This is a genomic window from Paenibacillus terrae HPL-003 (genome assembly GCF_000235585.1).
Classification (GTDB): Bacteria; Bacillota; Bacilli; order Paenibacillales; family Paenibacillaceae; genus Paenibacillus; species Paenibacillus terrae_B.
Map to the genome: position 1 here is coordinate 2,162,157 of NC_016641.1, position 13,864 is coordinate 2,176,020.

Annotated in this window: 10 protein-coding genes and 1 CRISPR repeat array; of the genes, 5 read left to right on the plus strand and 5 right to left on the minus strand. The window is 46.9% G+C overall.

Annotation, left to right across the window (positions count from 1 at the left end):
- Positions 1 to 59: 59 nt before the first annotated feature.
- Entirely contained in the window at positions 60 to 299 is a 240-nt protein-coding gene (locus HPL003_RS09910; RefSeq protein ID WP_014279488.1) for an aspartyl-phosphate phosphatase Spo0E family protein, read from the plus strand.
- Positions 300 to 690: 391 nt separating this feature from the next.
- Here the strand turns inward: HPL003_RS09910 and HPL003_RS09915 are convergent, their stop codons facing one another.
- Together HPL003_RS09915 and HPL003_RS09920 are read right to left on the minus strand one after the other, a co-directional pair.
- A complete protein-coding gene (locus tag HPL003_RS09915; protein WP_014279489.1) occupies positions 691 to 1,188 on the minus strand; it encodes a CcdC family protein in 498 nt (165 codons plus the stop codon).
- A gap of 168 nt (positions 1,189 to 1,356) precedes the next feature.
- Complete coding sequence (locus tag HPL003_RS09920; protein ID WP_014279490.1) at positions 1,357 to 1,833, minus strand: disulfide oxidoreductase; 477 nt, start codon at positions 1,831 to 1,833, stop codon at positions 1,357 to 1,359.
- Between the two features lie 239 nt (positions 1,834 to 2,072).
- Between HPL003_RS09920 and HPL003_RS09925 the strand changes: the two genes are divergently transcribed.
- On the plus strand, positions 2,073 to 2,699 hold the full coding sequence (locus HPL003_RS09925; protein ID WP_014279491.1) for a nitroreductase family protein: 627 nt from the start codon (positions 2,073 to 2,075) through the stop codon (positions 2,697 to 2,699).
- Positions 2,700 to 2,792: 93 nt separating this feature from the next.
- On the opposite strand, the gene mprF is transcribed toward HPL003_RS09925, so the two are convergent.
- Positions 2,793 to 5,435 carry a bifunctional lysylphosphatidylglycerol flippase/synthetase MprF gene (mprF, locus tag HPL003_RS09930; RefSeq protein WP_014279492.1) on the minus strand — a complete coding sequence of 881 codons (2,643 nt, stop codon included), beginning with the start codon at positions 5,433 to 5,435 and terminating at the stop codon, positions 2,793 to 2,795.
- 213 nt (positions 5,436 to 5,648) lie between these two features.
- Between mprF and HPL003_RS09935 the strand changes: the two genes are divergently transcribed.
- The 3 genes from HPL003_RS09935 (at position 5,649) to HPL003_RS09945 (ending at position 11,468) form a co-directional block, all read left to right on the plus strand.
- Positions 5,649 to 6,407 carry an AAA family ATPase gene (locus HPL003_RS09935; protein ID WP_014279493.1) on the plus strand — a complete coding sequence of 253 codons (759 nt, stop codon included), beginning with the start codon at positions 5,649 to 5,651 and terminating at the stop codon, positions 6,405 to 6,407.
- Between the two features lie 409 nt (positions 6,408 to 6,816).
- A CRISPR array of direct repeats spans positions 6,817 to 8,475; the repeat unit is 32 nt; unit sequence GTCGCACTCTATATGAGTGCGTGGATTGAAAT.
- Between the two features lie 521 nt (positions 8,476 to 8,996).
- Positions 8,997 to 10,196 carry an MFS transporter gene (locus HPL003_RS09940; protein WP_014279494.1) on the plus strand — a complete coding sequence of 400 codons (1,200 nt, stop codon included), beginning with the start codon at positions 8,997 to 8,999 and terminating at the stop codon, positions 10,194 to 10,196.
- 219 nt (positions 10,197 to 10,415) lie between these two features.
- Positions 10,416 to 11,468 (plus strand): lactonase family protein, encoded by a 1,053-nt coding sequence (locus tag HPL003_RS09945; RefSeq protein ID WP_014279495.1) that lies wholly within the window; start codon positions 10,416 to 10,418, stop codon positions 11,466 to 11,468.
- A gap of 126 nt (positions 11,469 to 11,594) precedes the next feature.
- Here the strand turns inward: HPL003_RS09945 and HPL003_RS09950 are convergent, their stop codons facing one another.
- Complete coding sequence (locus HPL003_RS09950) at positions 11,595 to 12,551, minus strand: ArsR/SmtB family transcription factor (RefSeq protein WP_014279496.1); 957 nt, start codon at positions 12,549 to 12,551, stop codon at positions 11,595 to 11,597.
- A gap of 273 nt (positions 12,552 to 12,824) precedes the next feature.
- Positions 12,825 to 13,793 carry a flagellar export protein FliJ gene (locus HPL003_RS09955; protein ID WP_014279497.1) on the minus strand — a complete coding sequence of 323 codons (969 nt, stop codon included), beginning with the start codon at positions 13,791 to 13,793 and terminating at the stop codon, positions 12,825 to 12,827.
- Positions 13,794 to 13,864: the final 71 nt, after the last annotated feature.

Consider the following 13,864-nt stretch of genomic DNA (forward strand, 5'->3'; position numbering starts at 1 on the left):
AAAGATCATAATGCTTTTGTTCATTACCACCTAAAATGATTCACTAGGGGGGAATGAACATGAACAATGATGAAAATTTAACGTTAAATCAACAGATAGAAGGCGCCAGACAACGATTGCACGATCTTTATGATCAGTACGGGTTCGGACACGCTTGCGTACTCGAGCAGGCTATGTTTTTGGACGAACTAATTAATCAGTACAATCGTATGTACAATAAACATCACTATGTTCAGTCAGAAACCTTGGAAACCACATCCCTTGTATGCAAAAATATTCCTCTTCCCAATCCCACATAACGATCATAATTATTCTATAAAATGGATTATTTGAGATAAAAATAAAAATACATGCCCGTGTAATAAAATGTAAATATGTTAATATAGGCATCGACTATATCTCGGATTCTTGTAACATCAAGCCATTTATTATATTAAGAATCAAAGGTATCACTCATTTGGGATTCACTTCAAAGTGAGCTGATAAACGAAACAAAGAGCGCATTTAAATCCTGAGAGTCTGCTAAGAAGAGCGTGTCAAAAGGGCGCAATCGGGTAGCCTCTTTTTACGGGAATGCATCATGCTGCTCTAAGCCAACCGAATAAACCTAAAAAGACACGGCTCCTATTGGAAGATCGTGTCTTTTTGGTGTATGCAACAACATGCTTGCTGCACGCGAGTATCCGTTTGTCAGATTCGGATTTCTGCCTCATTCGGATTGAGCTGACGATATTGAAAATACATACGAAGCCGCCAATGCAGCAAGGTTCCGAAGGCTAATATGAAAAATAGCCCTGCCGTCTGTGGAATGGTAATGTAGCGCTGAATAAACTCATGCAGCAGCAAGCGAACGATCAGCAGACTGATCAGGATAAAAAAGAAGGTGCGTGAGCGTTGTACAAAAACTTGTCCTTCTTGCATCTCAAACTTGGTACTGCGAATCAGCGGATACGAGAAAATAAACCAGCCGACCAGAAAAGCGCCCATCGCCCAAAGCCAGGGAACTCGTACCTCTGGTACGATAAACATCATAAAGCCGGTGCTCATACCGAGCGGAGGGATGATAATCTTTTTGGCATTAACGGGACGGTGACCTGTCTTCATACGGATGAAAATAGCCGAAACAGCAATCAAGATCATGCCAAAGGTTGCGCCATATTGCAGAATTGGGGTGCTGATATGAATCATGGACTGGGCCCCCTCTATAAGAAATGTAAGCGTTATTAGCCAGACTGCAAACTTTTTTCATTATACCACATACGTAATGGATATATTTAGTTACAGTCTTTCCTCCGCCAAGCGGATTATACGCTCAATTGTGGTGACTGGCCCAACGATCTCGGGTCTCTATCATACTTATGCAAGATTCTCTGCTTGTACCTCTCCTTGCGCAGATTTTTTCTCCTGACGCATGATATACCCCATAGCTGCAATAATAAGGATAAAAGCGATGAGTGCGAGAAAAGGAATGGTAATAAAATCAAACCAGTTCAGGTAATCCTGTTCACAGGATACTCTGCCGCAGGAGGTTGAAGCTTGCGTAGCTGCTTTGGCGGCTGCATGGATACGCTGAATCGTAAAGTGATAGGCCGAAATGGCGCCTCCAATAATAGCCAGCGGCATGACATAACGACGTATTGCCGTATCTCCCCGAAAATAAGCGATTCCGAGCAAAAGGGTCAGGGGATACATCAGAATGCGCTGAAACCAGCACAGCTTGCATGGCTCGTACCCCAAAATCTCGCTGAGATACAGACTGCCTAATGTGGCCACACAAGCCACAACCCAGGCGGCAAACAAAGCTATATCTGTTTTTTTAAACGATCCAATCATAATAACGCTCCTTTTTGGATTCAAATGAGAACAAAATGAACTCACCGTGTCTTGTCCGATCAGCAGGCATCTGCTGATATGGATGTCTTATCCATATTGTACTGTATTTTGAGTGCAGGGTCATACTTAAACATATTGACATCATTCACTACCGTTTTTATAATTACAGTAGTTTGGGAAGTAAATAAGGATTCAAGATCAGATATATATAATATGAGAAACTTGGGAGTGTGTCCAGAATGTCGAGTATCCAAAAAAACGAAACTCTGTCTGTCATTAGTGAAAGACATGCGGTAAAAAGTTATGTCAAGGATTTTAAATTGCCAGAGGAAGACCTGGAAGCTATTTTGACAGCTGCGATCGAAGCTCCTTCCGCCTGGAACCTTCAACACTGGAAATTCCTCGTGATTGAAACTGAAGCTGACAAGCAAAAGCTGCTGCCTATCGCCTACAACCAGGGTCAAGTAGCGGAAAGCTCCGTAACGATTGCCGTTTTGGGTGATATGGAAGCGAATCGTAACACAGTTATTTATGATCAAGCGGTAGAAGCAGGCTCATTGCCAGCAGAAATCCGTGACGCATTGGTAGGTCAAATCAACGGTGCTTACCAAAACGCACAAGTAGCTCGCGATGCAGCAATCCTGAACTCTGCTTTTGCGGCACAGAATATTATGCTGGCTGCTAAATCGCTCGGCTATGACACTTGCGCTATGGGTGGTTTCATTCCTGCGCAATTGATCGAGCAATTCAACATTCCTGCACGTTACCTGCCAACCGTACTTATTTCTGTAGGTAAAGCACAAGTACCAGCACGTCCATCAGGACGTTTCCCATTGTCTGAAGTTGTTGTAAAAGGTAGCTTCTAAGAAGAATTTTTAACATAAAAAGGGTGTTCCTGCAACCGTCGTGGTTGGGGGAACACCCTTTTGTTATGCTTTCGTTGCCAGAAATGCTTTTACCTAATCTGAGCGTTTGGAGACCAGATATACCAGCTCCAGTGTCAGAATAGGCAAAAAGACAGAAGCCGGATAGGCCAGATAGCGTGGCTCCCATTGCGGCTTGAACTTATCCTTGAAGCGGCGAAGCCCTTGAAAGCCGTAAAAATGTCCTCCGTATTGGAAAACGAGTCGAGCCAGCTTTTCCTCGCGCAACGCTTTTTCGCTTTGTCCTACTTGGGACAGCGGAGCCATGCCCAGATTGAATGTTGTATACCCGCTGTCTTTGGCCCACTCGATCACTCGTGTGAACAAGTAGTCCATCGTGCCATTTGGCGTATCAGGCAGATGCCGCATCAGGTCTATGGAGACGGTCTGTCCACGGTCATAGGCAGGGGCCATTGTCGCGAAGGCGATGACCTTTCCTTCAGGGTCCTTTAACAGCGCAATCGGGGCTAACTGAAGATAAGGCTCTTTGAACCAGCCAAGCGAATAGCCCTTCTCCTTCCGTCCGTCCAGCCAGATATTCGAAATATGACGAAGCTCCTCAATTAATGCTCCATCCAAAGGCGGCTGGATCATTTCGAATGTGTATCCTTCGCGGTCAAAGCGGTTTTTGGCACTGCGCAGCACCTGATTGCTTTTACCTGTCAGTGTAAAGGACTCCAGCGGCACCAGCGCTTCCTCGCCCAGCTTGAAAAACCGATAGCCATTCTCATGGTAGATGGACAAATACTCTGGTGATGCCTGATAAAATACAGCCGTTAACGCATATCGGTCTGCGAAGCGCTGAAATTCCTGAATCGCTTCGCTCACACGTTCCTTCGGACCGAGCGGGTCACCTAACACAATCAGCTTGTCCCGGCTGCGGGCATAGGGAATAACCACTTGTTCGTTCTTGGTCCAATACAGATACTTATCGCCTAGAAAGAGCATATGAGAAACCAAATTGCCGCCTTGCTTTTCCAAAAATTCTTTTAGCTTACCCAGCTCTTGCGAGTCAGGCAGATTTCCAATTCCACGCTGGGGACGGAGGAAGAAATACACCGTCAGGAATACCCACGCCAAAATCAGACTGAACACCGCTGTAACCCCGTAATCGCTGCGGTTCATAAAAAAGTCCAGATGGACCTTGGCGTGCAGATGGCGCATAAACGGAGTATTGGAGCCTGCCCCTATCATAAAGTAAGCGCCGGTTACGAGCAGAGACAATCCGCCCCATATTAAAATATTGTGCCGATTCAGCGGCGCACTAACCCGATAAAACCGCGAGCGCGAGATCCACAGCATCAGCGCTACGAACAACAGGAACAGAGCTTCCTCGAAATCCAGACCCTTAATGAAGGTGAAAATGGACCCTGCAAGCAGCAGTACCAGCGTCAGCCGCAGGGCTCTGCGAATGCGCAGGGATATTCCGTGAGACAGTACCACGAGCATAATTCCGATGATGACGGAGATTTCGTGCGACAGGCGCATGACAGGCAGACTGAGCAGATGCTCGGCAAAACGCAGCCGATATAGTAGACCGGGCGTAGCCGCCGACAGAAGGAGCACCACGCCGGAGATGAGTACCAGCTTGCCAAGTGCCCATACCCCCAAGTCGGCCAGAAAGCGGAATTGACCGGGCCACCCCCATACCTTTTGCCAAGCGTTGAGTGAGGTTTCCCAACTCGTCTCTGCTAGTTGGCTCAGACGTTCGTTGCGCGGAATCATTTCCAGCGCAGCCAGCACCAGGCCGATCAGCCACGGAATGATGTAATAAAAGACGCGAAAGGCCAGTAGCACAGCCAATGCTCGATCCGAGTTGGCGCCTGCCATTTGCAGCCCGAGTAGGGCAATAATATCGAAAGCGCCGACTCCTCCGGGCGCGAGACTGATCAGCCCGGCAATCGCGGCAATTACATAAATGCCGAACACGGCATTCATCGGCAGCTCATGCAACAAGTGCGAGCCGATCCATGCAAAGGTAAGGCCGGCCAGCAGCCATTCCAGCAGCGAAGCGCCGATGGAGGCGGAGATGGTGGACCAGGAAAGCTGGCCTTCTCCCTTGTTGAACCATGTGGCGTACCGTTTGGATCGCTGCATAATCAGGAACAGTGGCAGGTACAGCGCCATTCCCCATAACGCCCAATGAAGCCACGGATGAGCATCCAGCACGGGCTGTACCGGATATAGATGGGCAATCCCGCCCCAGGCCAGCAAAGAAAGCCCGGTAATGACTACAGGCGAAAGGAACACAACTGCAGAGGTGATGACACCCAGCGGCACGCCGCTTTTTTTGTACAGCACCGTGCGCAATCCCGCTCCTGTAAAGCCAGCGAAGCCAAAGACGTTATTGAAGGTGTTCGAAATCCAGGCGTACCGGAATGTCGCTGCGGATTTGACCTGTAGCTTGAAATGATGCCTGATCACGTAATCGTATGCGCTCATGGCGGCCACGGCTATCAGTGAGAACAAGCCGATTTCGATGAGAAAGGTAGCATCCATTCGGCGCAGCTCATGAAGCATACGTGCCAGATTGAAGCTTTTCAGCTCTTGTCCGGCCTCCCATATAATAAAAGCCAATACAGCCAGCGGAAGCAAAATACGTGTCAGCCGCTGCCTGTAGATGGTCATCATGAACTGTACGATTTTAAAGGATTGGATCGGTTTGTGATTTGAATTCATAGATTCACCTGCCTGAAAAATAATGAAATAAATTCTGAATGATACACAAAGATATCATGCCCATGAACAGGCTACTATATATTATACCTGTATTAAACGCTTGAATAACAACAGAAGGGTTACGAAAGCCGGATTTCGGATTGATTGTCGTAAATAATTCCAATATAATGATGGAAAACCTAGCCATTTGCTTGGTAATGGAGCTGAACGGAAATGAGTATGTGGGATCGTGATCTTTTTGTACGTCGATTGGAGCTGATGTGGCCGCAGGATGCTGACGAGAGCCAATATCCCTTTAACTTAAAAGCCATGCATCAATGGAATGAGCTGAAATTTCACCCGTCTGTTACCTATATTGTTGGAGAAAACGGTGTGGGTAAATCAACGCTTATGGAAGCGATAGCGGTCGCGTGGGGATTTAATCCGGAGGGCGGCACTAAAAATTTCAATTTCTCTACACAGGCCACACATTCCTCACTGCATGAGTATGTCCGGCTGGTGAGAGGAGCCCACAAGCCGCGGGACGGTTTCTTTTTCCGTGCAGAAAGCTACTACAATCTGGCGACTCATATCGATGAGCTGGATCGGGAGGGAGGAGGCCGGCCCATTCGAGACTCCTATGGAGGAAAATCGTTGCATGAGCAGTCGCATGGCGAGTCTTTTTTTGCCGCATTTTTGCATCGATTTGGAGGTCAGGGGCTGTATATTCTGGATGAGCCAGAGGCCGCGCTATCGCCCCTGCGCCAGATGGCCATGCTTGCACGTATCCACGAGCTGGTGCAGCAGGGCTCACAGTTTATCATTTCTACGCATTCCCCAATTTTGATGGCCTATCCCGACTCCATCCTATACCACCTGACACATGAAGGAATAGACACCCGGACGCTGGAGGAAACCGATCATTTCATCATCATGAAACAATTTCTGAACAACAAGGAAAAGATGATGCAGGAGCTATTCCAAGATCACTAATAAGGAATGTGTGTGGATTTTGGATGGACAAATCATGCGCTATCCTTACTCATGTACCGCTTAGGCTTTAGCTATAAGAAGGCGACCTATACGTTGGTCCAAGCAGATGCAATTGAAGTTTGTCTTTTGCCCAAACATTCACCGGATCTGCACCCCATTATTGGTTATTATGCTCATTTATGATATATGTATAAGGGAAAATAAAATGAGTATTCTGCTCTTATGGTGAGGTGCGAATGTGAAGCTCACATAAAAACCCCGGATCCTTCGCACCTCGAAATTTGTCGAAAAACATCAAAATCAGCTTCTTCACTAGAAGTCAATGGTTGATTCAAGCTTTTTTGGCATCGTTTTTTGCTGAAATGTATGGAATTGATATCATTAGGGTATGAATTACTGCATTTTCGCTGTCGCACTCTATATGAGTGCGTGGATTGAAATTTGCTGGTAGGCATGGGCGTGGTTGTTGTTGGGCTGGGTCGCACTCTATATGAGTGCGTGGATTGAAATTGATTATCTGCAGGTGTTTAAATTTATCATGCGCGGGCGTCGCACTCTATATGAGTGCGTGGATTGAAATATTCATAAAAATGAAGCCAAGGCTTTCTTTAATGTCGCACTCTATATGAGTGCGTGGATTGAAATCTCCAATCTGTTTTATGTATGAACAATAAAAAAGCCAGTCGCACTCTATATGAGTGCGTGGATTGAAATAGGTCGCCATATACCCGCTGATACTGGATTCTCGTCGCACTCTATATGAGTGCGTGGATTGAAATATCCGGTTTTTAAGCTGACTCTTGAAAAGTTGATAGACCGTCGCACTCTATATGAGTGCGTGGATTGAAATTCCCCTGTCGTTTCCGGACGCCAGTCCTCCTGGAGCGTCGCACTCTATATGAGTGCGTGGATTGAAATCAGAAAGTGAAATGGACAGAGTTATCAGAGAGGCCGTCGCACTCTATATGAGTGCGTGGATTGAAATACTGACGGATCGAGCACAACGGAATTTGTAGGTAAGGTCGCACTCTATATGAGTGCGTGGATTGAAATCACATGTCGGGCAAATAGCTCCACCTTGATGGTAGTCGCACTCTATATGAGTGCGTGGATTGAAATACACTGCTTATCACTCTGTTTTGGGATATTCCAGTTTGTCGCACTCTATATGAGTGCGTGGATTGAAATTTGACGTTTGCTTGCATCCGTCGTTATCTTCGTACCTGTCGCACTCTATATGAGTGCGTGGATTGAAATCACTATAGATGTGCCTATATCAACCCAACCAGAGTTGGTCGCACTCTATATGAGTGCGTGGATTGAAATCCAGTCATGCATTGTGCCACCACATCTTGGACAAGCGTCGCACTCTATATGAGTGCGTGGATTGAAATAAGATCAGCAATAATAGATTCCATAGACTCCAAGTCGCACTCTATATGAGTGCGTGGATTGAAATACCGTGGGGGTTGTCTCAAACATAACCACCACGGTAGGTCGCACTCTATATGAGTGCGTGGATTGAAATCTTCCCCAGGAACTATATGACAAGCTTCCTTTGGAGTCGCACTCTATATGAGTGCGTGGATTGAAATATGCTCTATCCCTCCATACCTTTATAGCCACGTACACGTCGCACTCTATATGAGTGCGTGGATTGAAATTGTGCGCCCGGATCAAAACTTATCGCAGAATAAGTCGCACTCTATATGAGTGCGTGGATTGAAATCTATTTTGGAGTACCGATAAGCAACATTATTGAGCAGTCGCACTCTATATGAGTGCGTGGATTGAAATAGCCGTTGTTGTAAGTCATTAGTCTTTTGACGCTGCGTCGCACTCTATATGAGTGCGTGGATTGAAATTTCGATCAGGTCTATCTACCTCTGCTGGAGGAAGGTAAGTCGCACTCTATATGAGTGCGTGGATTGAAATTTTGAAGTAGAATCTTTGGATGCGACGACAAAAGTCGCACTCTATATGAGTGCGTGGATTGAAATAATACAGAATCAATCCCGTCGAACATTTCACGCAACGTCGCACTCTATGTGAGTGTGGGCATTGAATTGCCAAGTGTAAGTAAAAAAATGGAATGCCTGTAGCCATAGCCAACTATGTAAGCTGAACTAAAAAATGTACATGGAAAACGGAATAGACGGAATGGTGCTGTACAAGCGAAGCACCATCCGTCTGCGGAGTGGCACACTAGGTAACTTTTACGAATTGCATATAGCAGATTGGGATCAAGCGCCTTTGCATTAAATTTAAAATTAGGATTCTGACAGTATTATGCTTTCAGTTCCTTTTTTTGTGCATTGCATATAGAACGCATGTTTGTATATAATTAATGCAGAAGGGTTATCTACGTGCTCTACGATGTCAAATGAAAGCTGCTAAGACTACTTTTCCATTTTTCAAGAAGCAATTATATTTCCATATAACGGCTTCAGATGATTGGTAATGTTTTAATGTAATTTATGATTGTTATTTGCTCGTGGGTCTATTAATATAGTGAAGAGTTTTGAACTAATAGTTGCAAAATAAGATTTTCATATGCGAAATAAATAACCTAGGAGGACAAAACGCAACATGTCAGAGTCACAATTAAAAATGGGACCGTTGGTCATTTTGATGATTAATATGTTTATTGCCATGCTGGGAATTGGTCTCATCATTCCGATCCTCCCCAAATTCATGGGTTCCTTGGGAGGCACTGGTGAAACGGGAGGCTACCTGGTTGCCGTGTTCGGCTTGACCCAGTTTCTGTTTTCACCGTTGGCTGGTGAATGGTCCGATAAATACGGACGCAAAAAAATGATCATTATCGGTTTGGCGATCATGACGATTTCTTCAGTATTATTTGCCGTAGGGCATTCGTTGACGATGCTATATATATCCCGTTTGCTCGGAGGCGCAGGGGCTGCCTTTATGATTCCTCCGATGATGGCTTATATTGCCGACATTACGACGGTACACAATCGCGGTCGGGGAATGGGTTTGTTGGGCGCGGCCATGTCTCTTGGATTTGTTATCGGCCCTGGCGTGGGCGGCTTGCTGGCAGATGTTTCGATACGCACGCCTTTGTATGTTTCGGCTGGAGTATCGGGTGTAGCTGCCCTGATTTCGTTGATTTTGCTGCCCGAAACCTTGTCGATGGATAAACAGTTGAAATTCCGGAATGTTAAAGTCAAACGCGACAATGTCATTAAGCAGTTTGCACTTTCTTTTCGCAAGCCGTACTTCATGCTGTTGATTATGATTTTCACCCTAACCTTTGGGCTGACGCATTTTGAAACGATGTTTCCTTTCTTCGTGACAGGCAAGTTTCATTACAATGAGCGTGATATTGCCATCATTATTACGGTAGGGGCGCTGGTCGGAACGGTGATTCAGGCGGTTGTGATCAGTCCGCTGTTGAATCGTTTTGGCGAAAAAGGTGTTATTATCGGCTCCTTTCTGTTTTCCGCGATTTCTCTTGTGCTTATGCTGCTCTCTGGCAACTTTTATTATGTACTCGGGGTATCGCTCATCTTCTTTACCGCCACGTCGTTGCTGCGACCAGCCATTAATACGGCTTTATCCAAAATGGCCGGGGATGAGCAGGGAGTTGCAGCCGGGATGAACAATGCCTATATGAGTATCGGTAATATTTTGGGACCTGCGCTGGCGGGTACGTTGTTTGAGGTGCATATCAATCTGCCGTACATTTTCGGGGCGATCATTCTCATCCTTAGTTTGGGACTGGCTGTAAAATGGAACAGCAAAGGTACGCAAACGACAGCGGTTTAATGTTATTTTTCCTGTAAACATAGTCTCTTTTGGTGCGAAATGTGATGTTCTTGTGAACCACAGGTCGCACCGAAGGAGACTTTTTTGGCATATATAGCGAAATCATTAATGAAACGACTGCATCGTGGGTAATAATGCATGGTGAGTTTACAAGGAAGACATAGGAATGAGATACAGCTCGATAAAATATGGGTAACAGCCTAAAGGAGACGAGAGCCGATGGAAAAGCGGAATGAACAGTTATTTTATACAGGAACTTATGCGTCTCGCGATGAGAGAGGAATTTATGTATGCGCTTTACATGTGGAAAACGGTGATTTGCGTATCATTGGAGGCGTGGAAGGAATCGAGCGGCCTTCATTTCTGGCGTTGCACTCGGATGGGACCAAGCTGTATGCCGCCAGTGAGACAGAGGAAGGCGAGCTGTATGCGTATCAGATACATGCGCAGACGGGAGAGCTGCACCCATTGGATCGAAAAGGGACCGAAGGAGCGCACACTTGCTATGTCTCAGTGACAGCGAATGGACGGTATGTGCTGGCTTCCAATTATTCAGGCGGCAATGCCGTGGTATTCCCGGTGACGGAAGCTGGCGGGTTGGGGGAAATGTCGGGGCAGGTTCAGCATAGCGGCTCAGGTGTTCGCCAGGACCGTCAGGATGCGGCACATCCGCATTCGATTATTCCTGATCCTTCAGGACGGTATGCAATGGTATGTGATTTGGGGCTGGATCAGATTGTGGTATATCGTTTGACGGAAGACGGGAAGCTGGTGACCCATCGTGAGGCAGAGCTGCCGCCCGGTTCTGGTCCGCGTCATCTGGTCTTTCATCCTTCGCGTCCCTATGCCTTTGTGGCTAACGAGCTGAATAATACTGTCGCTGTATTTAGCTACAACGAACGCAACGGGGAGCTTCAATTGCTACAAAGCTTGTCCACGCTGCCGGAAGGCATCTTAGATGTGGAAAATACAGCGGCAGACATTCGGATTACGCCTTGTGGACGCTTTCTGTATGTGTCAAACCGGGGGCATAACAGCATCGTGCTGTACCATGTCGATCTGGACAGCGGTAAGCTGGAGACGGTTGAATGGGTGGAGACTTTTGGCAGCACGCCGCGTAACTTCAACATTCTGTCCGGGTATCTGGTTGTCGCGAATCAGGACGGAAATAACATCGTATCCTTTGCTATTCATAGCGAAGACGGACGATTGGCTCGAACAGGATATGTGCTGGAAGTTCCTTCACCTGTATGCATTGAGCCTGTGCGGTAGTCATAGCGTATGGCAAAAAGGCATGTTAGAAGAAGATGAAAAAATAAAACACGGCGCTTTGCTCGCCATGAACGCATGGGGCAAAGGGCCGTGCTTTAGGGTCTGAGAAGAACAGGCTCAGAAAGTTTATTTGCTGCTGTCGCCAGCTTCCACTGTTGCTGTTTTCGTATGGTTTTCCGCAGGCTTGTAGTACAAGCGGAACAGAATGTCCTGATTGTAGTTACCGAATCCAGTACCGAACAGGGTAACCCCTCCAACATGCTGGGCATCATCCAGAATGGCTATGCGGAATTTCCATTGCTTCTGATCAATCAGCAGCTGGCTTAAGGTCACATCAGATATTTGCTTGCCGTCCATAAAGGTACCCTTAGACGTAACGCGAAGTCTTTTGAGCAGACCGTATTGGTTGATAAAATCAGGCCACCATGCAGGTGTGTATTTCCCACGGTTATCGCCGAAATCTCCCGGGCTGGTCCAAGTCCCGAGATTCACATCGTTCAGGAAAAAGGTAATGTCCGAAGGCCAGTTGTCATTGGTAAAAGGGGCCTCGGACGATAGCTCCATCGAAATTTCCAGTTCCTCGGCCTTTTGGCTGGACAGGAGGAAATTGGGTACCTTATAATCCATATATCCTTGACTAAACCACAGAATTTTGGAATTGAAGCGCTCAGGATCCAGAAATGAACGAGGCTCGTCGAATTCTCCGATAATTTTCTCGACGGTAGCCAGCCCGCAGGTCGGTTGAATTTCAAAATCCGTAAAGTGCCCGACGGAAATCTCCGTCTGATGAAATTGCCGTACATCCTGCTGATAGCGGGGCATGGCTATTTCAATTTTGTCCGTAGCCAGCGAGCATACTTTCTGAACGCCACCGCGCCCGGGCAGCATTTTGGTCGAAATAATGGACGCTCTCTCCAGCTTTTTGACATGCATGGTCATGATGGCACTGCTTAGTCCGAGTGCTTCCGCCAGCTCGCGTATATTCATAGGCTTCTCCGCAAGCAGAACAATCATGTTCAGCCGAACCTCACTGGCCAGCGCTTCATATACGGGAAGTGATTTTTCAGAAATGTCCAGTTGCATAGTTCCTCCAATTCTAACGCACATCAACAATTGATGATAGTTTAACATATATGGATTTTTTTCAATATTCATACATAAAAAACGATATGATTTACATTTATATAAACAATATACCCTTTCCTTGATTGATGGCACAAGCTTAACCCTTCAAAAAGTCTAAAATTGTTCAAAAAACAGGACACCCCATAAAACCATTTGGTGTCTGTCGGGATGTCCTGTGATGGGATGTGGTTTTAACGTTCATGCTGTATACGATCTTGCGTCGCTTGCCGTTTAGGAACGGCTATGTTCCTCCGCCAAAGAAGAGTCGGACGTTCTGTCTTTGTCTGTCGTATGCATTTCCTGATGTTGAGTAGGATCGGCCTTCATCAAGCCGGGATGACCAACATAAGGGCGATCACTCCGTGAGCGGCCTCGGGTGAGCCGGAAGCCGATCAAAAACAGGACAAGCTGCACAGCCAGTATGTAGGGAGAAGCTTCCGGTCCGATCCATTGAAACAGGGCAATGACGGCGATCACTATAGACAACAGGCTCGTTGGAAAATGGGATGCCGTCACATCCAGATCATTTTGTCTGCGCAGGGTCATCAACCGATATACGTACAGCAGGGCGATCAAGCCGGAAACAAATCTCATCCATGTACACCATATGAGCCATGAGGCAGATGACACAGCTTCGGGCAGACTAGGATAGATAGTACTATACGACATGAGTTCCACAATCAGCCGTGAGATTAGCCACACTATACCCGCCAGCGCCAACGGCCCGGCTGCGGGACGCAGCAGCTTCCATAAAGCCGTACCCCAGCCCGGAGCATGCGATTCCAGCAGAACAAGCCGACGTTCGTCGATTAGTTTGTTCATTTCGCGCTCCAGGGATTTGAGAAGCAACTCCCTGCGGAATGCGTCACATTCTCTTAGAGATGCCTGAACCTGTTCCTGAAGGTGAGGAGTTAAATAGGGAGCAGCCTTCGCTTCCTGAAGGGCATGAATCAGTCCACTCTGATGCTGGCGTGTTTCGTTGCTGCTTAAGCTGTACTGAGTGGAGGCTTGAAGATAGCCTGCCAACCGTCCGTAGATACGTAGCGACTCCTGTAATTCATTCAGCCGCTGCTGACGCGAATTGCGAAGCTGGGCTGCGCTGTGAACATACAGCCATACCAGCAAAGACAATGCCAGCAGGATGGCAATCAGACCGGGTGAGATATATGCGGCCAATGCCGCGAAGTCCGTCGGGGACACCCGCAATCCCTCCTTCCATTGTTCTTCCTACACTATTGCACAGACCACACAGGCATTTCAAGGGCTTGGTC

What these genes read in the sequence shown, in the direction of transcription:
- HPL003_RS09915 (WP_014279489.1), bottom strand. Translation starts at nt 1,188, where the DNA reads ATGATTCATATCAGCACCCCAATTCTGCAATATGGCGCAACCTTTGGC.
- HPL003_RS09940 (WP_014279494.1), top strand. Translation starts at nt 8,997, where the DNA reads ATGTCAGAGTCACAATTAAAAATGGGACCGTTGGTCATTTTGATGATT.
- HPL003_RS09910 (WP_014279488.1), top strand. Translation starts at nt 60, where the DNA reads ATGAACAATGATGAAAATTTAACGTTAAATCAACAGATAGAAGGCGCC.
- HPL003_RS09945 (WP_014279495.1), top strand. Translation starts at nt 10,416, where the DNA reads ATGGAAAAGCGGAATGAACAGTTATTTTATACAGGAACTTATGCGTCT.
- mprF (WP_014279492.1), bottom strand. Translation starts at nt 5,435, where the DNA reads ATGAATTCAAATCACAAACCGATCCAATCCTTTAAAATCGTACAGTTC.
- HPL003_RS09920 (WP_014279490.1), bottom strand. Translation starts at nt 1,833, where the DNA reads ATGATTGGATCGTTTAAAAAAACAGATATAGCTTTGTTTGCCGCCTGG.
- HPL003_RS09950 (WP_014279496.1), bottom strand. Translation starts at nt 12,551, where the DNA reads ATGCAACTGGACATTTCTGAAAAATCACTTCCCGTATATGAAGCGCTG.
- HPL003_RS09935 (WP_014279493.1), top strand. Translation starts at nt 5,649, where the DNA reads ATGAGTATGTGGGATCGTGATCTTTTTGTACGTCGATTGGAGCTGATG.
- HPL003_RS09925 (WP_014279491.1), top strand. Translation starts at nt 2,073, where the DNA reads ATGTCGAGTATCCAAAAAAACGAAACTCTGTCTGTCATTAGTGAAAGA.